This is a genomic window from Cognataquiflexum aquatile (assembly GCF_003316845.1).
GTDB lineage: Bacteria > Bacteroidota > Bacteroidia > Cytophagales > Cyclobacteriaceae > Cognataquiflexum > Cognataquiflexum aquatile.
Genome location: NZ_QMIK01000003.1, coordinates 189,037 through 216,022 on the forward strand (window position 1 = coordinate 189,037; position 26,986 = coordinate 216,022).

Annotated in this window: 15 protein-coding genes; 10 read left to right on the forward strand and 5 right to left on the reverse strand. The window is 41.4% G+C overall.

The genetic code is table 11. The features are described 5' to 3' along the window. Positions 1 to 1,112 precede the first annotated feature (1,112 nt). The gene (locus DQW11_RS09700) at positions 1,113 to 5,456 is read left to right on the forward strand and encodes an AsmA family protein (protein WP_232826715.1); all 4,344 of its coding nucleotides are present in this window, start codon (positions 1,113 to 1,115) and stop codon (positions 5,454 to 5,456) included. Positions 5,457 to 5,651: 195 nt separating this feature from the next. Here DQW11_RS09700 and mnmD read toward each other — a convergent pair whose 3' ends face one another. The 5 genes from mnmD to DQW11_RS09725 all read right to left on the reverse strand — a co-directional run bounded on the left by mnmD (position 5,652) and on the right by DQW11_RS09725 (position 10,901). After that, complete coding sequence (gene mnmD, locus DQW11_RS09705; protein ID WP_113923879.1) at positions 5,652 to 6,335, reverse strand: tRNA (5-methylaminomethyl-2-thiouridine)(34)-methyltransferase MnmD; 684 nt, start codon at positions 6,333 to 6,335, stop codon at positions 5,652 to 5,654. 3 nt (positions 6,336 to 6,338) lie between these two features. Continuing rightward, a complete protein-coding gene (gene ispF / locus DQW11_RS09710) occupies positions 6,339 to 6,821 on the reverse strand; it encodes a 2-C-methyl-D-erythritol 2,4-cyclodiphosphate synthase (RefSeq protein ID WP_113923880.1) in 483 nt (160 codons plus the stop codon). A 54-nt stretch (positions 6,822 to 6,875) separates the two neighbouring features. Continuing rightward, positions 6,876 to 8,114, reverse strand: a complete 1,239-nt coding sequence (locus DQW11_RS09715) for a M16 family metallopeptidase (protein WP_113923881.1) — start codon at positions 8,112 to 8,114, stop codon at positions 6,876 to 6,878. A gap of 52 nt (positions 8,115 to 8,166) precedes the next feature. After that, positions 8,167 to 8,370 carry a heavy-metal-associated domain-containing protein gene (locus DQW11_RS09720; protein ID WP_113923882.1) on the reverse strand — a complete coding sequence of 68 codons (204 nt, stop codon included), beginning with the start codon at positions 8,368 to 8,370 and terminating at the stop codon, positions 8,167 to 8,169. Between the two features lie 341 nt (positions 8,371 to 8,711). Next, positions 8,712 to 10,901 carry a heavy metal translocating P-type ATPase gene (locus DQW11_RS09725; protein WP_113923883.1) on the reverse strand — a complete coding sequence of 730 codons (2,190 nt, stop codon included), beginning with the start codon at positions 10,899 to 10,901 and terminating at the stop codon, positions 8,712 to 8,714. Between the two features lie 312 nt (positions 10,902 to 11,213). Here DQW11_RS09725 and bshC point away from each other — a divergent pair, with 312 nt between their 5' ends. The 9 genes from bshC (at position 11,214) to lpdA (ending at position 26,839) form a co-directional block, all read left to right on the forward strand. After that, positions 11,214 to 12,785, forward strand: a complete 1,572-nt coding sequence (gene bshC, locus DQW11_RS09730) for a bacillithiol biosynthesis cysteine-adding enzyme BshC (protein WP_113923884.1) — start codon at positions 11,214 to 11,216, stop codon at positions 12,783 to 12,785. Then, positions 12,778 to 13,353 (forward strand): 5-formyltetrahydrofolate cyclo-ligase, encoded by a 576-nt coding sequence (locus DQW11_RS09735; RefSeq protein WP_113923885.1) that lies wholly within the window; start codon positions 12,778 to 12,780, stop codon positions 13,351 to 13,353. The genes bshC and DQW11_RS09735 overlap by 8 nt, the downstream gene beginning before the upstream one ends. A 69-nt stretch (positions 13,354 to 13,422) precedes the next feature. Beyond that, entirely contained in the window at positions 13,423 to 13,902 is a 480-nt protein-coding gene (locus DQW11_RS09740; RefSeq protein WP_113923886.1) for a hypothetical protein, read from the forward strand. A gap of 836 nt (positions 13,903 to 14,738) precedes the next feature. Beyond that, positions 14,739 to 17,969: a SusC/RagA family TonB-linked outer membrane protein gene (locus DQW11_RS09745; protein WP_113923887.1), complete on the forward strand. Its 3,231-nt coding sequence runs from the start codon at positions 14,739 to 14,741 to the stop codon at positions 17,967 to 17,969. 20 nt (positions 17,970 to 17,989) lie between these two features. Continuing rightward, positions 17,990 to 19,648, forward strand: coding sequence for a SusD/RagB family nutrient-binding outer membrane lipoprotein (locus DQW11_RS09750; RefSeq protein WP_113923888.1), 1,659 nt, complete (start codon positions 17,990 to 17,992; stop codon positions 19,646 to 19,648). A 19-nt stretch (positions 19,649 to 19,667) separates the two neighbouring features. Then, positions 19,668 to 20,627, forward strand: a complete 960-nt coding sequence (locus tag DQW11_RS09755; RefSeq protein WP_113923889.1) for a hypothetical protein — start codon at positions 19,668 to 19,670, stop codon at positions 20,625 to 20,627. 242 nt (positions 20,628 to 20,869) lie between these two features. Next, positions 20,870 to 23,668: a 2-oxoglutarate dehydrogenase E1 component gene (locus DQW11_RS09760; RefSeq protein WP_113924212.1), complete on the forward strand. Its 2,799-nt coding sequence runs from the start codon at positions 20,870 to 20,872 to the stop codon at positions 23,666 to 23,668. Positions 23,669 to 23,760: 92 nt separating this feature from the next. After that, on the forward strand, positions 23,761 to 25,299 hold the full coding sequence (odhB, locus tag DQW11_RS09765) for a 2-oxoglutarate dehydrogenase complex dihydrolipoyllysine-residue succinyltransferase (protein WP_113924213.1): 1,539 nt from the start codon (positions 23,761 to 23,763) through the stop codon (positions 25,297 to 25,299). Between the two features lie 142 nt (positions 25,300 to 25,441). Continuing rightward, on the forward strand, positions 25,442 to 26,839 hold the full coding sequence (gene lpdA / locus DQW11_RS09770) for a dihydrolipoyl dehydrogenase (RefSeq protein WP_113923890.1): 1,398 nt from the start codon (positions 25,442 to 25,444) through the stop codon (positions 26,837 to 26,839). Positions 26,840 to 26,986: the final 147 nt, after the last annotated feature.

A 26,986-nucleotide genomic window follows, 5' to 3' on the forward strand; every position in this document is an offset into this window, starting at 1 on the left:
GATAAAAATTCTTTCTAAAAATAAATATACTGTAAATTTTTAGCTAAATATTTATATAATTATTAAAGAATCAGATAAGGTGTTAATTTTGTCGTGTAATCAACTGGTAAAAAGTCCGGTTGAATGGTAGGATTAAAAGTATGGTGGGGGTTTCCCCGGAGGTTCGAATCCTTCTCCTACATCTGGTTATTTTGGGTTTATTGTTAATTGACTAAAGCTGTGAGATCTTGTTTCACAGCTTTTTTGATTTTATCCCTATTGGTCTTCTCCGTTATTTCAGCAGTGACTTTGTAAGAAAATAAGGTGAGTATGAGTGGGAATTCTCTTTGCTTTCATCGTCTTTTTTATGCGGTTCGGTATTTTTTGGTTCTTTACCGCTTTCATTTGGCCAACCTACATAAAAAACAAATTATGATATATCCATTTTAAACATCCCCAAACAAAGTAATTTTTATGCATGGGCGTAAAATCAGCACGTTTGCCCATTTTCTTCATTAAAGATTTGTTAATAAAAGTGCACTATTTGTTATTCTATTTCTTTTTTTATAGAAAAAAGTCAATTATTTTAAATAAAATGTAAAAAAATATACTTTTCATTAAATTAATTTTAATAAATGGTACGGTTTATTAATTTTGACCCGCTACAAAGCAGAAGGCTTTGAAAAAACACACCTTGTAGGATGTTGAAACTGGCAGACATGCCCTCCTGTCTCGGGGGTGGAGTACCTGGTTCTTATCAGGAATGGACAAAGCACACAAAGAGCTCTTTTGTTGCCTAACTTCTCCGTGGAGGTTCGAATCCTTCTCCTACAGCTTTATTTATATTTGGGTTATTTTACTATTGAGACAATCGGAATTGGTCAGCCAAGATCGGATTGTCTCTTTTTTTTGAGAATAATGGATGTTTACTGATATTTTGATTGGTTGGAAAAAAGGTTTTTCTTCTTTTTGTGTACTCCCAAATTTATTTTTCGTCAAACATGCGATGTCAATTTGATTTCTTCTCCTTCAAAATCCTGAAATCAAAATTGGTGTCAGTTAATATTCCGATCCTTTTATATTACTTTTAGTATCGGATTAGGTCTATGCAAGAAAATCAACCACAAGAAGCTTTGCCAACCAAAAGAAGGAAAAAATACCTGCGCTTGGCAGGTATTACTCTTTTGGTTTTGTTTTCGCTTCAACTTGTTTTTTATTTTGGATCTGACCTTCTACTCCGGAATTTCCTGAAAGAGAAGGTAAACATAGCTTCCGGAAATAAGTATGAAATAGATTTTGAAGAGTTTCACATACTCTTTTTGCAAAGGGGGATATCCTTCAAAGGATTGAAGCTGAATCCTGTGGAAGGTCAGTTTAAGGATCTTGGAAACACCCCGTATTTCCGGATTTCAATTCCTGAAATTATCATCAAAGGCCTCAATTACCGTTTTTTTAGAAAAGAATTTGTCATTGGGACTATTGAACTTGTCAATCCTGAGGTGGATTTTAAGCTGGCCCCTAAAGATACCATGGAGGTATCCAAGCAGTCCACTTCTCCAATTTTAATTCTACAGGAAGAAATCAAAAAGTCGTTTTTGGGTTCTCAGATAAAAGAAATAAGGATAAAAGAACTCAAAATCGATGATGCCGATTTATTGATGAAAAATTTTATCTCCCAAAAAGCCATCAAAGCCGAAAACACAAGACTTCTTTTGGAAGATATTCAGCTTTTGCAGCTAAGAAATCCCGAGACGCCTTTCAATGCCAAGGGATTTTCGTTTGGGTTCGATAATTTCGAAGTTTTGTTGGCTGACAGTATCCATACCATCCAAGCCCAAACAGTCAATGTATCGTCGCTCGAGCAATTCATTGATGCAAAAGAGGTCAAAATAATCCCTGATTTCAGCAAATCTGCAAGCACCTATTTCCAACTTGATCTGGACGAACTCTTATTAAAAGATGCAGATATCAATAGGGTTTTCTATACCTCTGAAGTCGCTGTAGGTCAATTGAAAATCGAAAACCCTGAGTTTTACCTCTACACCAGAGAGATATTGAAAAAAGACCGGGGGTCTGAACCGTTTGATTTGTATGCTTTGGTGGAAGGCATTTTGAATTCCATCCAGATTCAGGATTTTGAAATATTGGAAGGGAAATTTGGAAAACGTCTTGCCGATTCCAGAGATACCTACATGATCAAAACAGACCGCATTGATTTCAGAATGGAAGACTTTTACATAGGTCCTGATGAATCCAAAAAGAAAGACCAGTTTTTCTATGCCGATAATGCCTCTGTGGAAATTCACATGGTTGAGTTTGCTTTAAATGACAGCATCCACAGAATGAAAGGAGATTTTGTCAGGCTTTCATCCTTTGACGACAAGATTGAGATTGACGGATTTAAGCTGTTTCCTGCGGAGGGACTTGAACTTGATGGCAAAAAAGCCCATCTCGATATTGATGTTTCCGGATTGGTCATCACAGAAGCCAACCTCAAAAAAGTCTATAATCTCGGGATTATAGACCTGAAGGAGGTAATTTTGGACGAACCCGAAATTCTCCTAAAGAATATACAGGGTGGGGAAAAAAAGGAATCCAAACTGAACTTAACCGACATTTACAGTGAGTATTTGAATGGGATATATGTCGAAAGATTTGAAATCCGAGAAGGCTCACTCACATTGGACAACAGGCTTAGAATCCGACAGGACAGTCTTTCCTTTGGGAAAATCAATCTGGTCCTTGAAAATTTCGAATTGGACGAGAAGACTGAAATTGGAGATAACAAAGGTGATTTTTTCGCAGAGAATCTTCAGCTTGAGTTGGAGGATTACGCACTCAAGCTTGCAGACAACCTCCATATCTTCAAAGCCGACAGGATTTTGCTTGACACCAAGGGACAGCTGATCAAAATTGACGGCTTTGCGATCCGACCTTTGTACCAGACCCAGATTCAGCAGATTCTGGACAGGTATGGTAAAAGTACGACTTTGGATATTTATGTACCCCAATTTATGGCCAAAGGGGTGGACATTCCCAAAGCATATTTTGAGGGAATTCTGAGGATCAATGAGATATTGGTACCTTCTCCCAACATCAGCCTTTATCGCTACAAACAAAAAATCCAGGACGGATCAGTAAATGAATTGAAAAGGGGAGAAATTTTGGAGTTGTTGACTAATTATTTTTCTGAAATCCAAGTGGATTCCATCAATGTGAAGAGTGCAAAACTGAATTACCAGAATTTTATAGCAAACAAAACCAGGAGCTTTAAAGAGGATAATGTAACTATCTCGGTCAAAAAATTCTTCATCGACGAAGCTACTGTTTCCAATAAGATCAATACATTTTTTTCAGAGGAACTTGACTTAAACCTGAGTAATTACATTTTCAATATCGGAAACGGGAAATATACCATACAGGCAGACGGCATCAATTTCAATACTTCAAGGGAGGAAATCATTACCCGAAATGTCAGACTCAGTCCCAGCAGTAGCTTTTCTGACAAAACAAAAGTCACAGCCAAAATTCCAACTCTTTCTTTCCGGGGGGTTGACTTGGAGGCTTTCCTTTTTGACAACACCCTAAGGCTGCAAAAAGTCGGACTTGCAGGCTCTTCGGTCGAATTGCTCATTGACAATGATTGGGAAGGGCAGGCCAAACAAACCGCGGACAAAAAAGTAAAGAGGGAAAGAAACCTTCCAAAAAGTATCAGCAAGGTTTCTATTGATACCATTGAGACGGTCGATGCCAAATTCAGTTTGGGATTCAAAGAACTGGGAACCCAAAGGGAATTGATCAATACAGAGATTAATTTCAGTGTTTTTGATTTCCTACTAGATTCGGCAAGTATCCATAAAGGAGAAATTGCAGGCTTTTTTGATGCGATTACTTTGGAATTGGATGAATTTTGGCTGACGCTCAATGACAGTGTGCATCAGGTGACTTTTTCCAAAGTGGAACTCGATACCAAATATGATGGTGTCCTCGTAAATAACTTTAGAGTGATTCCAAGAGATTTGGGTGGCAAACCCGGCTTTCCGGTATTATCGGGACATATTCCCACCATCCTGGTCAAAGTAAATTCCCTGTCTGAGATACAGGCAAGTAAAGATCTTTGGCTAAAGCAATTGAGATTGTACAGGCCTGATTTGGAGGTGTTTTTAGATGAAGTGAAGGCCCCAAAGAAAGATAAACTACAAAAAGAAGCAGGGAATGAACTCTTTGAATTTTTTCAAGTCGATGACTTTGAAATCGTGGAAGGGAATTTTTCAATTTTTGACAAAAATGGATCCAAGAAGCCCCAACATTTCAACGGTGTAAATTTTGGGCTTTTAGGGACTAAGATTGATTTGAAAAACCTTGACAAGCTGGATAGAAAAGCGCTGCTGAACCAGGAGTTTAAATTTTCTATCCCCAATTACGAAATCCTCATGAAGGACAGCCTGAACAAAGTAACCATAGGCTTGATCACTGTAGATAAAAATGAAGTGAGGGTCAGCGACTTGATTTTTTCACCCCGGGTAGGTAGGTACCAATATGGAAGGACCGTAGGAAATCAGACCGATGTGATGAATATCCATGTCCCTTTGTTGGTTTTGGATACACCTGATTACGATAGGTTCCTTGAACATGAAGTTTTGGCTGCCAAATCACTCAAAGTTTCTGACGTGAATGCCATGATGTTCAGGGACAAAAGATTTCCCCGCGTGACTGGTGTTTTCCGTCCGATGCCTCAAGAATTGATGAGAAATGCAGGAATCGAATTGAGGTTGGATACTTTCGTCATAGAAAATGCAACCATCCGATATGCGGAGTTTTTTGAAAAGGGAATGGTTCCTGGAGAATTGTTATTTACGGACATCAACGCCGGATTGTATCCATTCCATTTGTCTAAAGATGAAAATCCCTATCCTTTGGTTGAGTCTTTCTTGCTCGCCACCACCAAGTTGAACGGAGTTGCTGACTTGAATTTGCAGGGTCATTTATTCTTTCAGGAACCTTATCCCATGAGGATCAATGCCCAACTGGGAGAATTTGACATGAGGACTCTGAATTCTATTTTGGAGACCAATGCATTTGTCAATATCAAAAGGGGAACAGTCAAAGGTGCAGACTGGTCCTTTGTGGCAGATAACGATAAAGCAGTGGGACAAATGGCATTTCTATACTCAGATTTGCACGTGATTTTGTTAAATCACCGGACTCTCGAACATGCAAAAGGAAGGGATGCAATCCTGACTTTTGTTTTGAATTCCTTTGCGCTCAGGTCTAACAATCCAAGGCGGTACCTGAGAAATCCGATTGAAGGAAAGATTTACCAAGAAAGGGATAAAGAGAAATTTGTATTCAATTATTGGTGGAAAACAACGTTCAGCGGCTTGAAAGGAAGCCTGGGCCTTGGTCAGGCAAAACCTGAAAATCCAAAAAAAGCAGCAAAAAGCAAGAAGAAGGAAGGAATAAAGGAGGAGGAATGATCAGTTTGCAGTAGCAGTAGGCAGTCGCAGCGGTCAGTTTAAACAGTGGGCAGTGTTCAGGAACAGGAGGCAGTTTTCAAAATCAAGAGACAGTGGCAGTGAAGGACCTAACTTTTTAACTTTAAAACCTTTTAACCTTCTAACTTTCCAATCTCCCCGACCTCCTTACTTCCAACCCTCCCAACTTCTCACCTCCTAAACCTTAGTCGCTCTGACCATTTCATTTTTGCCCGGAGGGCCGGGAAGTGTTTCTACTGTCAAACCCAATTCCTGAAGGGTTCTTTTGAGTTTTCCTGTTGCACTGTAGGTAACAAATATTCCTCCCGGATTCATGGTGTCCGTAACTTTTTCCAGAATTTCCTTTGTCCACAGTTCAGGCTGTTTTTTGGGTGCAAAAGCATCATAGAAAACAATATCCGAAGGGTACAGGACGGCTTCTTCCAATGTGGTCTGATCCTTTTTCATATTGAAATACTCAGAATAGACCAGCCCCTGATCCCATGGAGATTGGTGGAGTTTCTTAAAAAAATGGGCATAGTGGTAGATTGAGGTATCTACCTCCGTATAGTTCAACTGATCATAGATTTCCTTTTCCAAAGGAAAAGGCTCAATGGTATGGTAAAGGACAGGGACTTTGTATTGCTCCGCCCAGACAAGCGTCAGCCAGGCATTCAGACCGGTACCGAATCCGACTTCAAAAATCCTGATTGGAAATCTGTTTGGATTGCGCATGAACCATGCCTCCAGCCCATAGAGCATAAAAACATGGATAGATTCCCGATATGCGCCGTGGAAAGAATGGTAGGATTCCTTCAGTTCGGGAAGATAAAGGGAATGTGACCCATCGTCAGTAGTGATGATTTTGACTTCTCTTCCCATACTTTAGACTTTATGGATCAACACTACACAATAGGCCGAGATGCCCTCCTGTCTTCCTACAAAACCCAGCTGTTCGGTGGTGGTGGCTTTGATAGAAATATTAGAAATTTCTGTTCCCATCACCTCAGCAAGGCAGGTTTTCATAGATGGAATATGTGGATTCAGCTTTGGAATCTGAAGACAAACTGTCGAATCGATATTGCCAACTTCATATCCTTCTTGTCTAACCAGCTGCATTACTTCCCGGAGGAGGATTTTGCTGTCGATCCCTTTGTATTTTGGGTCTTTGTCTGAAAAATGATAGCCGATATCCCGCAAATTGGCAGCACCCAAAAGCGCATCGCAGATCACATGGATCAATACATCTGCATCTGAATGTCCGACAGCACCCTTTTCATGTTCCAATTTGATGCCTCCGAGCCAAAATTCATAGCCTTCCTGGAGTTGGTGCACGTCATAGCCGAAGCCGATTCTGAAATTTGTCATATTTAACTAGATATGAGACGGGAGATATGAGACTTGAGACAAAGGAAAGGTCTGTCAATTTTTAGCTTTGTAATAGACGACGGAAGAGTTTTCTTCTACAAGGATTTTATTCGCCTGCTTTATTATTTCCTCCGAAGGGATTTTGATTTTCTTTTCGTATTCCAATTGTTGGTAATCAGGGTTGCCGAGGTGGGCATAATAAGCCAGACTCATGGCCCTGTTCAGCAGTTGGACGGATTCGTAGATTTTCATTGCCTCTGCCTGATTTTTGATTTTGGTCAGGGTGTTTTCAGAAACTGTCGAACTGAGAAAGGTCGCCACGACTTCATCCAAAGCCTTTTCGGCAAGTTCCGCAGGTTGGCCTTTTTCCATTTTGCCTGAAAAAACCAACAATCCCGGGTCCACTGTGCCGAAGATATAAGCACCGATGGAAGCAAACAAGTTACCGTTCTTGACCAATTGCTGCTCCAGAATTGAAGAGCGTCCAAACCCAAGGATGTCTGTAATCAAATCAGATTCAAGATAACCATCCTGCAATTTTCCAGGCATATGGTAGACCTTGTACAAGGCATCTGTCGGGACATCTGCCTCTACGACTTTTGTTTTCTTTTTACCTTGAGGCAATTCCTGTAAAACAGGATTTTTTGAAATTTTTCCTAACGGAATACTGCCAAACCATTTTTCGGACAAAATTTTCACCTGCTCCAAAGTCACATCACCTGCTACTACCATGACCGCGTTGTCAGGGCGGTAATGGGTAAAATAGAATTCTTCCACATCCGCTTTTTGGTAGTTGACGATGTCTTCCAGGTTTTTGCCGATGGTGGGCCATTGGTAAGGATGTCTTTCGTATGCCAATCCCCGGATATGATGGTGTACATCTCCATAAGGTTGATTGATGTACCGCTGCTTAAACTCCTCGATCACCACCTTGCGTTGGGCTTCTATGGTTTTTTCTGAGAGGTTGAGTTGGAGCATCCTGTCTGATTCGAGCCAAAAAGCCGTCTCAATATTGGTGGCAGGAAGGGTAATATAGAAATTGGTGATGTCCGTATTGGTAAAGGCATTGCATGAGCCCCCGACTTTTTCCAACTCGGTGTCAAAGACAGGTACATTTTTGGAGCTGCCAAACATCAGGTGCTCAAAATAATGAGCAAGGCCTGTTTTGCCGGTTACTTCATTCCTTGAACCTACTTTGTAAAGGATATTTAGCACAGCGATTTTTGTACTCCTGTCCTCATGGACGAGCACCTGAAGGCCATTATCCAGTACAAATTGTTGGTAATTGATCATTGGAAATTTTCGGCAAAGCTAAGAAATAAAAGCAATTTGGAAGGCAATTGTTTTAGGAGAGCAGTTCTCCTTTGTATCCTGCGCTTTCAAGAGCCTGGATGATTTCATTGGCATTTTTGTCGCTTTCCACAGTGAGAATCCTGTCAGGACTTGTCAGGTCCACCAGCCATGAACCGGCAGCGATTTTTTCCATTTCGGGAGTGATGGTGGCCACACAGGCGCCACATTTGACATTGGTTTTGAATTGCTTTTTCATATAAATAGATGTAAGATTTGAGACGTGAGACATGAGATTAAAATCAGGGAGCAAGGGTTAAATTTTTGAATTAATAATGAAGAATGAATAACGACGAAGAAGCAGAAGACGCAAGCTTGTGAAAAGACTTCACCCTTTCATTTCGAGTAAACATTAAATAAAATGTACCGACATGAAAAGGACACCGTTTTCTCCGTCATCCTGAAGGAGGTACGACTGAAGGATCTCATTTACTTTAGGAGAGACCCTTCGCTTCACTCAGGGTGACGCCTCCCAAAACAACAGCTGGTAATCAATGTGGTTAGCCTGTTCATTGGGTTATACTTCTTGAAATGAAATTTTTATTTTCTAAGCCGAAGGCTATTGGTGACTACCGAGACCGAACTTAGTGCCATGGCTGCCCCGGCGATCATAGGATTGAGAAGGAATCCAAACGTAGGGTATAAGATCCCTGCTGCAACCGGGATTCCGATGATGTTATAAATAAAGGCCCAAAATAGATTCTGACGAATAATTGATACGGTTTTTTTGGTCAGATGAAGGGTTTTTGGAATTTGGGATAAGTCCGAATGGACCAGGGTCACTTCGGCGACTTCCATCGCTATATCCGTTCCCTTCCCCATGGCAATACTCAAATCGGCCAAGCTAAGTGCCTCGCTGTCATTGATACCATCTCCGGCCATAGCCACATGTTTTCCTTGAGCTTGTAGATTCTTGAGGTAAGCTGCTTTGTCCTGAGGCAACATTTCGGCCTTGAAATGGTCGATGCCTGTTTCTTTGGCTACCCAAGCGGCGGTTTTGTTTTGGTCACCTGTCAGCATATGGATGGCAATGCCCATTTGCTTCAATTCGGTAATTGCTTTTATAGAAGTGGTTTTGATAGGATCCGCGATTTTGAAGATTGCAACCAATTCCGTGTTTTTGGCTACAAATACAACGATCGCTCCCTCCTCGAGGGCTTTGTTGGATTGTACCTGAAGCGGTCCAGTCAATTCTACTTTGAAGGAGGAGAGCCACTTCATGGTACCGATGCGGTAGAGGTCATTGCCTGATTTTGCACTCACCCCTTTTCCTGTTTCACTTTGGAAATCTGTGATATTGATTTTTGGATCCGATTTTTCAAAATATCCTGAAATGGCTTTTGCCAAAGGATGTTCACTTTTGGATTCGATGGCTTTGACTACAGAAGCGTCTGTTTCATTCCACGATTCACCAAAAATGGCGTCAATTACTTTAGGATTTCCCTCCGTAATCGTTCCTGTTTTGTCCAAAATCAAAGTGTCAATGGTTTTTCCTTTTTCCAGGCTTTCGGCATCTTTGATCAAAATCCCCATTTCTGCGCCTTTGCCCATGGCAGCCATGATTGCTGTTGGCGTAGCCAATCCCAATGCGCAGGGACAGGCAATTACCCACACGGTAATCAGCGCCAACATTCCTCTCAACCAAGAATCTTCGATTCCGCTAAATCCCCAAATAAAGAAAGTGATTATCCCGATAGCCAACACCACAGGCACAAAAATCCCGGCCACTTTATCCACCATTTTTTGGATGGGAGCCTTGGAACCTTGAGCTGCCTTGACCCTTTGGATGATCTGGGCTAGGAAAGTATCACTTCCAATCTGCTCCGCAATGAAGGTAAAACTTCCTGAACTGTTGATAGTACCAGCAAAAACCTGCGTGTCTTTTTCCTTTAATGCAGGAAGCGGTTCACCGGTCAGCATGCTTTCATTGACATAGGAAGAGCCTTCCAGGACTTTTCCATCCAAAGGGATTTTTTGGCCGGGTTTGATCAATATAACCTCGCCTTTTTTAACTTCGCTGGTCTTCATGGAGATTTCCTTTCCATCTTTCAGGACAATAAGGTCAGTCGGCTGAAGGTCCATTAATTTTTTGAGTGCTGCGCCGGTACCCGCTTTGGCGCCCGATTCAAGGGTTTTTCCCAATAGAATAAAGAATATGATCACCGAGGCTGCTTCGAAATACACATGGACTTCAAGGCCTTTTGAGGCAAGGTATTCGGGGAAAAAGGTATTGAAGGAGCTATATATATATGCAATACCTGTACTCAGAGCGACAAGCGTGTCCATATTTGCCTGTCGGTTTCCTGCTAATTTCCATGCCTGGATAAAAAATTGTCTTCCCAAAACAAGCAATACAGGTGTGGACAGGGCCCACATGATGTAATTGCCAAAGGGCATGTGCATCCAAAACATGCCGATCAGGAAAACCGGCAAGGCAAGAATTCCTGCATAGATTGTTTTTTTCTTGAGTTTTTGATACGCCTCAAGCTGCATTTTTTCAAGATCCTCTTGCAGGATATCTTCTATCATCAGGTCATAGCCCGTGGATTGGACATCTTCCTGGAGCTTTTCCAAGGACACGACATCTTCTTCCCATTCGAGTAGTGCAACATGGTTTGCATAATTAACTGATGCCGATTTGACTCCCGGACTGTTAGAAAGGGTTTTTTCCACAGAAAGGGCACATGCCGCACAACTCATTCCCGTCACAGGTATTTCTTTCTTTTTCATTTTCTTTAAATTTTACAAACAGTCCCAAACCCTCAACTTCCCACTTCGTAACTCGTACTTCCCACTTCATTACCTCGTACTTCGTACTTCGTAACTCTTACTTCATAATTCACTTCCTCCTTCACCCTTCATCCTTCATCCTTTATTCTCACAAATCTACACTATCACCTTCCGTCGCCTGTTATACAATTTTTGATAAAATTAAACTGTCCAATCGCCATTCTTGTAATAAGGAAAAAAATGCGAACTTTATCATTTGTTGCGAAGTTAGAATGACTTGTATCGCCTAAGTGAACGTTGAACACCAAATCCATGATAAAAAGCACAGTTGATCCGGATTGTACCGGACAATTTTCGGCCTTATTTTTAGACTATATCCACCAAAAGCCTGAGATTTTTCCTTTCTATAACCAATTTCCAAAAATTGAAAATTTCAAAAAACTGATTGAAGGGAAGAAATTCAAGGATGCCCACAGGAAAGTTTTGGTGGAAACACTTTCAAATCAATACCAAGGCCTCAAGGACAACGAAATCGCCACTCAGCAGATCCAGTCTTTGGCCGATTCCAACACTTTTACAGTGACCACCGGTCATCAGCTGAACCTGTTTACAGGACCACTTTATTTTATATATAAAATCGTTTCGACTGTCAACCTTGCGGACAGATTGAAAAAAGCTTATCCTGACAAGCATTTTGTACCCGTTTATTGGATGGCGACAGAAGACCATGATTTCGATGAAATCAGCTATTTCAAACTTGACGGCAAAAAGTACCAATGGAAAACGGATCAGGCAGGAGCTGTGGGAGATTTTGAATTGGATGAAAGTTTCAAATCATATTTTAAAGAAGTCTCCGGTTTTGTTCCCGATTTCTTTAAAGAAGCGTATCACAATTCCGGCAAATTATCGGAAGCAGTCAGAAAATATGTCCATCATTTGTTTGGAGAAAAGGGTCTTTTGATTGTGGATGCCAATGAGGCAGCCTTAAAAAGGATTTTCATCCCTGTTGTCCAAGAAGATTTGTTCCAGCATATTCCAAAGGTTCTTGCGGATTCCCAAACCAAAAAGCTGGAAGACCTTGGGTACAAAAGCCAGATATTCCCTCGAGAGATCAATCTTTTCTACATGGAAAAGGGGATAAGGGAAAGAATCGAAAAATCAGGAGATGTTTTTAAGGTATTGAATACAGAAATTTCATTTACAGAAAAGGAAATGATGGAGCTTATATCGGCTCATCCTGAGCGGTTCAGTCCTAATGTCGTGCTCCGTCCGCTGTATCAGGAAATGGTCCTTCCCAACCTTGCCTATTTGGGTGGTCCTGCGGAAGTGGTTTATTGGCTCCAGATGAAAGGGATTTTCGATCATTTTGAAGTGCCCTTTCCTGCTTTGATGCCGAGGAATTTTGCTGTGGTTTTGGATCAGGCAATTGACAGGAAAATCGAAAAACTCGGGCTTTCAGATGAATTGCTTTTCCAGTCTGTAAAGGAGTGGAAGAAAGATTTTATTTCCAAAAATGCCTCCATGGACATCAAATTGATCAAGGAGAAAGAAGCTTTGGGGTTGATATTTGAAAAGTCAGGAAAAACCGCCGAGGATCTTGAGAAAAGTCTCGGCAGTGCATTTGAAGCGGGAAAGGTACGGGCATTGAAGATTTTGGACCAGCTGGGTCAAAAGGTGAAGAAAGCTGAAGAGCGCAAATGGGATATCCAAATCAAACAACGAGAAGCAATCTTCCAATATATGAATCCGGGAGGAAGTCCTCAGGAAAGAGTAGAAAATTTTATGAGGTTTTACCTCCAAGACCATAATTTCGTTGCCCAAATCCAGGAAATTTTCGATCCTTTTGATTATTCATACATGATTTTGAGACTTGGTCATGGATAAGTCAGCTATCAGGAAGGAACACTTTGAGTTGAGAAAGGCTGTTTCCAATGAGTTGAGAGAGGAGTACTCTGAAAAGATTTCCAACCGCGTGATTGATTTTTTGAATTCGAATCCGGCTATCCGGCATGTGCATCTGTTTTTATCCATCAATAAGCTGAATGAGGTGAATACTTTTCCCTTATTGAAAAAATTACAAGACTTGGGATACATTATATATACCTCTCATCTGAATCCAAACACAAAGGTCTTGGATACTTTGGAAATCACCGATGCCAAAGAATTTGAAACAGGTGATTTTGGGATTCCAATTCCAAAGTATCCAAAAATAGTAGACAGCAATCAGATTCAGTTGGTATTGGTTCCTCTTTTGGCTTATGACAGGAAAGGAAACCGATTGGGCTATGGGAAAGGATATTATGACAAATTTTTTGCTTTTTTAAACCATAAAATAATGAAGGTGGGTTTATCGTTTTTTCTACCTACACAGGATATTCCTGCCGAACCGCACGATATTGGGCTTGATATTTGTATCACACCTGATGAGATGTATCATTTTAACCATCCTTGATGGGATTTATTCAAAGAATTAATTTATTTCGCCCATTATTTATTTAAACTTAAATCCATTTGAAATTTTATGAAAAAAACAATTCTAATTCTCGCAGTCCTGTTTTCATTTTTGTTTGTCAATGACTCTATGGCTCAGTACAACACCGGAATAGGGCTTAGGCTCGGTTCAGGAAACGGTATAACCGTCAAGCACTTTATCCAGAACGGTGCAGCTATTGAAGGTATCCTGTACACTAGATGGCAGGGTTTTATCATTGTAGGTCTATATGAAGTCCATAAAGACATCGATGGTGCCAAAGGCCTGCAGTGGTTCTATGGTGGTGGTGCCCACATCGGATCGTGGAATGCCGACAAAAGAAATACACCTTGGGGCGATAACGGCAGCAGTTCAACAGTAGTCGGATTAGATGGTATTATCGGTTTGGACTACAAATTCGACAATGCCCCCATTAACTTATCCCTCGATTGGAAGCCCTCTGTCAATATCAGTGATAATGGAGGCCTATGGTGGGATGAGGTAGCCTTATCGATAAGGTTTGCTTTCTGATCAGTGTACAGAACAAGGCCATTTTGAAATTCAAGGAATTTCAATCAAATCTTAAAGCAATCATGGATGCAGTATGGGCAATAATGCCTTTCTGCATCCTCTTTTTTTGTAAAGGGTGTTGACCGGGCTGGAAATCGGGGCTTTTTTTCAATCCAAATTAAATTCTGCGACAGTGAAGGCCTTTGGAAAGCCGATCCTTAAAATCCAGACCCAAAACAAAACCCAGATTTCAATGATTTTTGGAAAAAATCCTTTTTAGGTAAAAATATTGACCTGAAATTCATTTTTGTGCACCCAAATTCAAAATATGTCATTGAAAAGACCGTAAATCAGTAAAGGATGAAAAATTTTTTTCAATTAGAAATTTAAAGAATCATTCTTTTTCTTTCTGATACACTCTAATTTATCAATATTGGTATATATGGGCAATTAATTATCAATTAATTAAATAATTGCCATTTTTGATATCATTTATGCATTTAAAGTAATTTTTTTTTAAAAAAATCAAAAATTTTAATTTAGATCAAAACAGAATAATATTCCGCTTAATCTGGTTGAATCTATTTTTAAAAAACTGATTGTTCGAAATAAAAATGATTTCCAAATAATTCACTTTTTTTGACTCCTCCCTAAGTATTTTCACTTAGTTCCCAATTAATTCAAGTTTTTTTAACTTTAACAATAATTAACACGGATGATAATTACTTAAAATATGTTAAAATATGAAAAAACATATAAATAAATATATTAAAACGATATTTAATTCCCAAATTACCTTATTTTGAAATGTGACGGAAATAAATTTTATTTACAAATCAACTAAACTAAAATACCTTATGAGAAAAGCTTTACTCTTTGTTATTGCGCTTTTCACCATGACACTCAGTATCGAGGTGTCGGCGCAACAACGGGTAATTACCGGAAAGGTAATTTCCGATGAAGATGGGCAGGGCCTCCCAGGCGCTACCGTCCTCGTGAAGGGTACAACAGTAGGTACTACCACCGATTTGGATGGTAATTACTCTATTAATGTACCAGCCGGATCGAATGTACTGATCTATTCATTCGTGGGTTTGAAAACCCTTGAAGAAGCAATCGGTAACAGATCCGTCATCAATGTAACGCTCACTACTGATGCGTCACAACTATCCGAAGTGGTAGTAACGGCAATCGGTATTGAGAAAGAAAAGAAAGCCTTGGGCTACGCAGTAACCTCTGTTGGGGATGAACAAATCCAAAACAGACCGGAAGCTGACGTTGCGAGGGTTCTTCAAGGTAAAGTGGCAGGTGTAAACATCACCGCTACTAACGGTAACTCAGGTGCTGGTACAAACATCATCATCAGGGGTTATTCTTCAGCCACAGGGTCTAACCAGCCTTTGTTCGTTGTGGATGGTGTTCCTTTCAACACCAATACAAATGCTGTAACAGGATTTGGTTCAGGTGGTGCTACCACTTCTAGCCGTTTCTTGGATATTGATCCAAACAATATTGAGAACATCTCTGTGTTGAAGGGTCTTTCGGCTACTGTATTGTATGGTGATCAGGGTAGAAACGGTGTAATCTTGGTTACAACCAAATCAGGTTCTAGAAAAAGAAAGCAAGCAGAAGTGACTGTTAACCAGTCTATCTTCTCAAACAATGCAGCTTCGCTTCCAACTTTCGGACAGGTTTATGGTAACGGATTCCAGCAGCAGCCAGGATTATTCTTCTCTAACTTCGGTCCAAGAATGGACCTGGGTTTGCAGATCAATCACCCAATAGCGTCCTCATCCTTGGCAAGTATCAGAAACGCTTTCCCTGAATATTTTGAGAAAGATGCGAATGGAAATCCAACTACTACGCCTATAAAGTATGACTACAAGGCGTATGCTGATCCAAGCGAGACTTTCTTCCAGACAGGATTGGTAAGCAATACTTCAGTTCAGATCCAAGGTGGTGGAGAAAGCACAGGTTATAGTGCTTCATTCGGCTATACTTCTGACGAAGGTTTCCTACCGGGAAACAAATTGACCAAGTATAACTTCGGTTTGGGTATCAACTCAGCAGTAAGTGAAAAATTCACCATCAATTCTTCCTTTACTTTTGCTAGAACAGGTGTGGATTCTCCTCCTGTCAATGCTGCTTTCGGTTCAGGTCCTAACGGTGGTATTCCTTCAGCTTATGCCAATGTCTTGTATTCTCCGCGAACAATAGATTTGGGCGGGCTTCCTTTCGAAAATCCCGTCGATAAAAGTTCAGTGTATTTCAGATCAGGAAATGACCAGGTTAATCCACTATGGCTAGTGAAAAATTACAAAAATACTTCTGTTGTAAACCGTTTCTTCAACTCAACATCTTTGAACTATGACTTCACTGATAACTTCTCTGTAACCTACCGATTAGGTTTGGATACTTACACAGAAGTGCAGGAAGCTATGTATAACAAAGGTGGAGGTGCCGGAGTGACATTAGATGCAAGACAGGGGTATTACAGAACAATCAACATCAACAATACCATTTGGAACCAGGATTTGATTTTGAACTATAGAAAAACACTTTCTGAGAAGGTGGGGATTAGTGCACTTTTGGGTTTCAACTCAAGATATGACAAATACCAGCAAAACGGTATCGCTTCCACTGGTCAGTTGGCTTTTGACCTTTTCAGACACTCTAACTTCCTTGTTTCTGCACCCATTGACCCACTTGGCGCAGGCCGTATGGATTATATGGTTGAAGAAAGAAGAATGGGTATCTATGCACAGGCAACTGTTGATTATAACAACTATTTGTTCTTGAACGTAGTCGCAAGAAATGACTGGACTTCTACAGTAGAACCTGAAAACAGAAGGATCCTTTATCCGGGCGCTTCAGTTTCCTTTATCCCTTCAGATGCATTCGATTGGAATTCATCCACTGTCAATGACCTTAAATTGAGATTGGGTTATGGTACCTCTGCAGGTTTCCCTTCTCCTTACCAAACAAGAAACATCTTGGGACAGTCCTCAAGGGCATTCCAAAATGCAGGTGGAACTTTATTCCAATCACAATCTTTGAGCAATACTTTAGGTAATCCAAACTTGAAGCCTGAGTTGCATGAAGAACTTGAATTTGGTATTGAAACTGGCATGTTCAACAACAAAGTAAGATTTGACATCTCTTTGTATGAGAAAAACACCAACAATTTGATTACCTCTTCACCAATTGACCCTGCTACAGGTTTCACCAATACAACGATCAACATCGGTAAAATCAGAAACAGAGGTATTGAATTCCAAGGTACTGCCACTCCAATTACTACTGCAAGTGGATTCAGTTGGGAGACCATTGTAAACTGGACTGCCTACAGGACAGTTACCATGGAATTGGGTGAAGGTTTGGAAGAAGTCGTTTATGCAGGTTTTACTACCTTGGGTAACTTTGCCATTCCAGGTCAACCTTTCGGTATCATCAAAGGAACTGTTTTTGCCCGTGATGAGCAGACAGGTCAGCCAATAGTAGATACTAACGGAACTTACCTGGAAGACACTGAAATTGGAGTTTTAGGCGATCCAAATCCAAAGTGGACAGGTTCTTGGATCAACACCTTGAGATACAAAGGTTTCTTCATGAACTTCATGTTGGAATACAGAAGAGGTGGTATCATCTTCTCTAATACTGTGACTGCTACCCTTGCTAGAGGTGTGACCAAAGATCCGGTTGTTGACAGAGAGATGAGTTTCATTCTTCCAGGTGTAAAGAGAGACGGTACTCCTAACGATATCCAGATCACTGCTGCCAACTACTTCTTTGATGGCTATCACGTAGGTGCTGATGAATCAAACGTATTTGATGGCTCTGCTGTAAAATTGAGAGAATTGTCATTTGGTTATGACCTTCCTTCTTCTCTTCTTTCTAAGACTCCTTTCAAGCGTGCTTCTGTGGCACTTAGCGGAACAAACCTTTGGTTCAGAGCGCTTAACTTCCCTCCAAACATGAACTACGATGTGGACGTGTTGGGTGTAGGTGTTGGTAACGGTTTGGGCTTTGACTTTGTAACTGGTCCTAGCTCAAGAAGATTCGGTGGTACATTAACCTTAGCATTCTAAACCACTAAATTTTAACTAAAATGAAAAGAAAAATATATAGTCTGATAGTTGCTTTTGCCATGGTATTTGCAACATCATGTGGTGATCTTGATCTCCTTGATTCTCCAAATGAGGTTACAGCTTCAACAGCTGATCCAAGTTGGGTACTGAATAACGTTCAGTTGGCTTATGCTGGTATGTTTGAAGGTATCAGTAATACAGGTGCACAATTAACCAGGATATTGTCACAGCCTAACGTCAACTACCAAAATGCTTACAATGCGACTGCATTGAACGGTGTTTGGAGTACTTCCTATGCTACAATATTAAGCGATATTAAGTTTATAGAAACTGAGCTTAATACTCCGGAAAGACCTATCCCAAGACACGTTGCCATTGCCAAAGTAATCAAAGCCATGGTTTTGATGCACTTGGTAGATCACCTTGGGGATGTCCCTTATTCTAAAGCCCTCAATCCGGCCGACTTTTTTCCAACTGTAGACAGTGCAGCAGATGTGTATAAAGTTGCCTTGGACGAATTGGTCGCAGCAAGAGCAGCGTTTGCAATTCCAACAGCCGCACTTCCTACTGACTTGTATTTCAATAACAACCTAACAAGATGGCAGAGATTGGTGAATACTTTAGAATTGAAGTATTACCTCAATACCAAATTGGTCAACAGCGGTTCGGCAGCAAGAATTGCAGCCTTGGTTGCTGAAGATAATTTATTGAAAGAAGGCGATGATTTTGTGTTCAGATATGGAACAAGTCAGACCAATCCTGATTCAAGAGCTCCAAAATTCGGTCAGTATGGTGGTGGTGGTGGTGCTTACCAAAGCACATTCTATATGTTCCACTTAACGGAAGCAAAAGGTTTTGATGACCCAAGGGTAAGGTACTACTTGTATCGTCAAGTCACCAAAAACCCTACTGATCCTGATAAATTGAGATGCTTAGGCGAAATTGCTCCGGGGCATTATTTGGCAGGTGGATTCCCTTTCTGTTTGCCTGACTTCAGCCCTACAGGTAGAGGATATTGGGGAAGAGACCACTTGAACAACGAAGGTATTCCACCAGATGGTTTTGAAAGAACCATGTACGGTCTTTATCCTGCAGGTGGTAGATTTGATGACAACTCTGCTTCTCCTGTAAACTCCCCACTTTTGGGTGCAGGTGGTGCAGGTCTTCAGCCAATCATGCTTTCTGCATATGTTGACTTCATGGTAGCTGAAGCAATTCAGACCCTCGGCGTGCCTGGTGATGCAAAAGCAAGAGTTGCTAGCGGTATCCGTAAGCACATGAACTTCGTAAGAGCATTTTCTACTGCATCTTCTCAAGGCGCTATTGTAACTGCTTTCCAACCAAACAATATCTTTAATTCTCTGGTCGACTCTTACATCGCAGCAGTGAATACTGAATGGGATGCAGCTCCGGCAAATAGAAAAATGAACTTGATTGCAAGGGAATATTGGTTGTCTCTTTTCGGTAACGGAGTTGAGTCTTACAATCTTCACAGAAGAACTGGTCAGCCTGATAAAATGCAGCCTGGTTTGGCAGTTGATCCGGGATTATTCCCAAGATCTTTCTTGTATCCGACTGATTTTGTTGTCACCAATAAAAATGCTCCTCCACAGAAGGCAAATCTTGGTCAGAGAGTGTTCTGGGATACCAATCCTGAAGGTAACGGCTGGATAAACTAACCTCTAAAATTGCTAAAATATGAAATTGATAAAATATAGTTTTGGAATGTTGGTATCCATGTTGGTTTTTATAACCTCATGTACTGACTTCGTAGAGCCAAGGATTCCTTACGCAACCTTTGATACAGGTGCCTATCTTAGAACTGTTGCCCGTACAAGCGATACATTTAACTTCTTTGACTTGGCAAATGCCAAATTTGATATTACTATCGAAGGAGTAGATGCTGAGAATGGTGCTACTGTCGAATCAGTAGAAGTAAGGGTAAGACGTAGGAGATTGATTCCGGGTGTAGGATTGCAATATGTCCCTGTTGGTACAAGTACTACAGTGAATGATGTTCTTGTAAAAACACTTTCATCAGCTGATTTTGCTCCAAATGACCAAAGTAAATTCCTTAGGGCTAAAATTTTGGTGACTTCAGCAGAAACATTTGCTGCACTTGGACTTACGGCTTCTCAGGTCAATGGTGGAGACGTGTTTGAATTCCGTCTGAAAATGACTGACAAATCTGGACGTGTGTTCAACGATGTAAATGCAAGTGCAGATATCAAAGGTGGTGCATTCTATGCTTCTCCTTTCCTGTACAACGTTTCTGTGATTTGTCCTTCAAACTTAGCAGGAACCTATGAATTCACTTCTTCTGAAATGAGTTCACCATTCGGTTCATGTCCAGGGTCTATTACAGGTACAGTAACCTTTACTGCTGTAGCAGGTACCACTGCATATGGAGTTTCTGATGCTACTTTCGGCTTCTGGAATTGTTATGGAGATACCTTTGGTGGCAATGTGAGGTTGAATGATGCCTGTGGTTCCCTGTCTTTCTCCGGTTCGGATAAATATGGTGACACTTACACCTTTAACTTCATCAGTGTTTCACCTGCTGAGTTGGTATTCACTTGGGTCAATACTTCTGCTGAAACCGGTAGGGTAGTGTTGAAATCCAATGCGGGTAAACCATGGCCTCCAGGATTGAGATAAAAAAATGATTTAATTTTAACAGTGTTAAAAGCAGCATCTTCGGATGCTGCTTTTTTTTATGGTCTTTAATTCAGGCAATATTTAACTTAATTATACTGAGCAAAGTCTTATTTCTTTGTTTGGCTGATTGGCTTGTTTGGTCTTTCTTTTTTTGAAACCGATATTTCCATTTGTATAACCGTGTTAACGGTTTTTAATTGTCTTTTTTTGAATTTACATTTGTCTTGTTGACAATAAAACCGATGGATAAATTCTCCTATATCTCCAATGCGCATGTAGCCTATATCGATGAGCTATATGCTGATTATAAGAACAACCCCGAATCAATTGATCCGAGTTGGAAAGTTTTTTTTGATGGCTTTGATTTCGCTGTAACCAAATTCGGTGAGGAACCTGCTTCTGTATCTTCTCCAAAAACTCCTGAGCCTTCTAAAGAGCCTGTCAATGGCTCTTTATTGACGCCCGGGACAATCATGGATATGGAACAGTTGCCTAAAGAAATCAAGGTTAGGGCACTGATCCATGCTTACAGGTCCCGCGCCCACCTTAAATCAAAAACCAACCCTGTAAGAGAAAGAAGGGATAGGAAACCTTTATTGGAAATTGAGGACTTTGGTTTGGATCAAAATGACCTGAACACCGAATTCCAAGCCGGAAAGGAAATAGGCATCGGAACAGTGAAGCTCTCCAAATTGATTGAGTCTTTGAAAATCATATATGAAGGGGCAATCGGTTTTGAATATACCTATATCCGAGATCCTGAAATGCTGGATTGGTTGAAGACCAAATTCGAAAGAGAGGCCCTGTCTTTCAATCCAACTGTGGAGGCCAAAAAGAGGATCCTTTTTAAATTGAACCAGGCAGTTGTCTTTGAGAATTTTCTTCATACCAAATACCTGGGACAAAAAAGATTTTCCTTGGAAGGTGGGGAAAGCACCATACCATTTTTGGATGCAGTCATCAATACAGCTGCTAACTATGGCGTAGAGGAAGTCATGATCGGTATGGCGCACAGGGGCAGACTCAATGTGCTTTCCAATATCATGGGAAAAACCTACGAACAGATTTTTTCTGAGTTTGAGGGTACTGCAAAACCTGACCTTACGATGGGTGATGGCGATGTCAAATACCATATGGGTTATTCCAGTGACATCATTACCACAGGAGACAAAAAAGTCAACCTTAAGTTGGCACCTAACCCTTCTCACTTGGAGGCTGTCAACCCGGTGGTTGTTGGTTTTATGAGAGCAAAAATTGATTCCCAACATAAAAACGATTCAAATAAGGCACTTCCGATTCTCATCCATGGCGACGCAGCAGTTGCCGGTCAGGGGATCGTTTATGAAGTGACCCAAATGGCAGGACTGAAGGGATACAATACCGGAGGTACAATCCATTTTGTCATCAACAACCAGGTCGGTTTCACGACTGATTTTGATGATGCCAGGACCTCAATTTATTGTACAGATGTAGCCAAAATCATAGATGCGCCTGTCATCCACGTCAATGGTGACAATGCAGAAGCAGTTGTTTTTGCAGCCAATATTGCTGCGGAATTCAGACAAAAATTTAAGAAAGACATTTTTGTCGATATGGTTTGCTACAGAAGGCATGGTCATAATGAGTCAGATGAACCGAAATTTACCCAGCCTGAACTTTATAATATTATCTCCAAGCATCCTAACCCAAGAGAAATCTATGTCAAGAGATTGACAGAACGAGGGGATATAGACGCAGAGATAGCAAGGGTAATGGATGAAGAGTTCAGGCAGTTGCTTCAGGACAGACTGAATCTGGTCAAAGAAAAACCTTTGCCCTACCAATTCACCAAATTTGAAAGGGAATGGCAGTCTTTGAGAAGATCAACTCCTGAGGATTTTGACAAGTCTCCTGATACTTCAGTGTCCCTTGAAAGCATAGAAAAAGTAGCAGAGGCATTGACCACTATTCCAAAGGGATTCAAGCCTATCAAGCAAATTGAAGTACAGTTGAAGCAAAGGAAGGACATGTTCTTTACGGCCAAATCCCTCAATTGGGCAGCTGCCGAATTGTTGGCATATGGCACCTTGCTTTTGGAAGGGAAGACGGTCAGGATTACAGGCCAGGATTGTCAGAGAGGGACTTTTTCCCACAGGCATGCAGTCGTACATGACGCCAATACGAATATTCCTTATAACTTCCTGAAAGAACTCAAAGACAGCAATGGCCTCTTCAGCATTTACAATTCTTTGCTTTCCGAGTATGCTGTTTTAGGATTCGAATACGGGTATGGCATGGCCAGTCCACATTCACTTACGATTTGGGAAGCCCAATTTGGGGATTTTGCCAATGGTGCCCAGACAATGATAGACCAGTTTATTTCTTCAGGGGAATCCAAATGGGGAAAGATGAACGGTATCGTCATGCTATTGCCTCACGGATATGAAGGTCAGGGTCCTGAGCATTCCAATGCCAGACCTGAAAGATTCCTACAGCTTTCTGCAGAATATAACATGGTGGTAGCCAATATCACTGAGCCATCCAATTTCTTCCACCTTTTAAGAAGACAACAGGCTTGGGATTTTAGAAAGCCTTGCGTGGTCATGTCTCCAAAATCGTTGTTGAGACATCCAAAGGTGGTTTCTCCTTTAGAAGAATTTACCAAAGGTGGATTTAGGGAGATTTTGACTGACAATGTGGTAGATCCTAAAAATGTAAAAAGGGTATTGCTTTGCTCAGGAAAGATATTTTATGACCTTGATGAAGCGAGAGAGAAGGAAAAGGTATCCGACGTAGCTATTGTTAGAATAGAACAACTTCATCCTTTTCCTAAAAAACAGATAATGGAAGCCCTTCAGGCTTACAAAGGTGCCGAAATCGTTTGGGTTCAGGAAGAACCTGAAAATATGGGCTATTGGAATTATATTTTGAGAATGTTGTACAGGGAACTTCCTATGGACATTATTTCAAGAAAGCCTTCCGCTTCCCCTGCTACAGGTTACAATAAAGTCCATGTGGAAGAACAGGGCAAAATTGTCAGAAAGGCTTTGAAGCTTTCCTGATTATCCCGTGACATTGAGTAATCCCCTTGAGCAAGAGATTGATTGAGGATACCAAATACATTTGGCCGATTTTGGCCTTAAATAAAAGAACAATGAACCTAGAAATGAAAGTCCCGACTGTCGGGGAATCTATCACAGAAGTCACCATTGGTCAGTGGTTTAAAAAGGACGGTGACCAAGTCCAGATGGATGAGGTGATCTGTGAATTGGAATCCGACAAGGCCACTTTTGAACTGACGGCAGAAGCTGCCGGTACATTGAAAATCAAAGCCCAAGAAGGGGACACTTTAGAAATCGGGGCAGTTATTTGTGTGATTGATTCAGCATCAAATTCAGAAAGCAAAGAAGAAAAAACAATTGTTATGGAAGCAGCAAAATCAAGCCAAGGAGGCAAAACAGGAGAAATCAAAGATATGATTGTACCTACCGTCGGAGAATCAATCACTGAGGTGACATTGGCATCATGGTTGAAAGCGGATGGTGATTATGTGACTTTGGATGAAATCATCGCTGAAGTCGATTCCGATAAGGCTACTTTTGAATTGCCTGCCGAAGCCAATGGAATCCTTCGCCACGTTGCCAAAGAAGGAGACATTTTGGAAATTGGCGGCTTGATCTGCAAAATCGAAGTGGTCGAAGGTGGTGCTCCGGCCACTGCTACTTCTGCCCCGGCTGAAGCAGAACAGGTTAAAGCAGCAACTTCAGGAAACGAAACCTATGCCACCGGACATGCTTCTCCGGCTGCCGCCAAGATAATCGCCGAAAAAGGAATCAGTTCCGATGATGTCAAAGGAACAGGAAAGGATGGACGCATCACCAAAGAGGATGCCATCATTGCTGAAGCCAAACCAAAAGAAGCTCCAAAAGCTGCTGATGTAAAACCTGCCGCTCCGAAAGCGGAAGCACCTTCTGCTCCGAGAATAGCAGGTAGCAGAGAAAGTAGGAGAGAAAAAATGACTTCCCTGAGAAGGACCGTTTCCAGGAGATTGGTAGCGGTGAAGAATGAGACTGCCATGCTGACCACCTTCAATGAAGTCAACATGGGACCTATCATGGATATCCGTAAGAAATACAAAGACCAGTTCAAAGAAAAGCATGGTGTCAACCTTGGCTTCATGTCTTTCTTTACCAAAGCGGTTTGCGTGGCGCTTCAGGAATGGCCTGCTGTCAATGCCATGATCGATGGCAACGAAATCATCTACAATGACTTCTGCGACATTTCCATTGCTGTTTCCGCACCAAAAGGATTGGTGGTACCTGTAATCCGAAATGCAGAAGCCATGAGCTTCGACCAAATCGAAAAAGAAGTAGTAAGATTAGCTGGCAAGGCTAGAGACAACAAATTGTCGATAGAAGAGATGACCGGAGGGACCTTTACCATCACCAATGGCGGAGTTTTTGGTTCCATGATGTCCACCCCGATCATAAATGCGCCCCAGTCTGCAATCCTCGGCATGCACAATATTGTAGAGAGACCAATGGCTGTAAACGGGGAGGTCAAAATCTTACCAATGATGTATCTTGCCCTTTCTTATGACCACAGAATCATCGACGGCAGAGAGTCAGTCAGTTTCTTGGTACGTGTCAAGCAATTGCTCGAAGATCCGACAAGACTGCTTTTTGGAGTTTAAGGTAAGGAAGAAGTAGGAAGTAAGAGGTGGTTGAGTTCAAAGGTTAATTCATAATTTACTACCGCTTTTGCAAAACAGAATATTTAAAATTTGGGGTAAACAAGTCTCTTGTCTTGTGTCTCCCATCTAAAATCTAAAATAAATGTACGACGTCATAGTAATCGGTTCAGGCCCGGGAGGATATGTAGCAGCCATCAGGGCAGCACAATTGGGTATGAAAACCGCCATCATTGAGAAATACCCCACGCTCGGAGGAACATGCCTCAATGTAGGCTGTATTCCTTCCAAAGCACTTTTGGACTCTTCCGAGCATTACCACAATGCCGCCCATACTTTTAAAACCCACGGTATCAACCTTGACAACTTGGAGGTTAACCTGGAACAGATGATTGCCCGCAAAGCCGAGGTGGTCAAGCAAAATGTGGATGGCATCCAGTTTCTGATGAAGAAAAACAAAATCGACGTGCACCACGGTTTGGGTTCTTTTGTAGATGCCACAACCGTCAAAGTGACGAAGGACGATGGTTCATCTGAAGAGATCAAAGGAAAAAACATCATCATAGCCACTGGATCCAAGCCGGCTTCTTTGCCTTTTATCAAAATCGACAAGGACAGGGTTATCACCTCTACCGAAGCTTTGAAGCTGAAAGAAATTCCCAAGCACATGATCGTCATCGGCGGCGGAGTGATCGGTATGGAATTGGGTTCTGTCTATGGCAGGCTCGGAGCAAAAGTATCTGTGGTAGAATACCTCGATGCCATCATTCCTTCCATGGACCGCACCATGAGTAAGGAACTTCAGAAGTCATTGAAGAAATTGAATTTTGACTTTTACCTGAAACACAAAGTGACGGCTGTGGAAAACACCGGTAAAGAGGTCATCGTCAAAGCAGAAAACAGCAAAGGAGAAACCATCGAAATCGTAGGAGATTATGTCTTGGTTTCCATTGGCAGAAAAGCTTATACAGAAGGACTGAATGCCGAAGCGGCAGGAGTGAAGATCACCGAAAGGGGATTGGTTGAGGTGGATGCACATCTGAGAACAAATGTGCCAAATATCTACGCGATAGGTGACGTTGTCAAAGGCGCGATGTTGGCACATAAGGCAGAGGAAGAAGGTGTTTTCGTAGCAGAAACCATCGCCGGACAAAAGCCGCATATCAATTACCTGTTGATTCCCGGAGTAGTCTACACTTGGCCGGAAGTGGCTTCAGTGGGATATACTGAGGAGCAGCTCAAAGAGCAGGGAGTCAAATACAAAACCGGGAAATTCCCTTTCATGGCCTCAGGCCGCGCAAGGGCTTCCATGGATACGGATGGCGTAGTTAAAGTTTTGGCTGATGCCAATACAGATGAGATCCTTGGTGTACACATGATCGGACCAAGGACTGCCGACATGATTGCTGAAGCGGTCGTTGCGATGGAATTCCGTGCCTCTGCTGAGGACATTGCAAGAATGTCGCATGCTCACCCCACTTATACAGAAGCTTTCAAAGAAGCCTGCCTGGCCGCAACAGACAACAGGGCTTTGCATATTTAGAACCTGAACCTTTGAGGTCTTTTTTGACCTCGAAGGTTTTAAAAAGACAAAAGACCTCGGTCTAACTTAATTGAACCAAACCTGTCAGCATTAAATTCTGATAGGTTTTTTTGGATAAAGAATTTCTAATTCTTAAGTTTAATGATG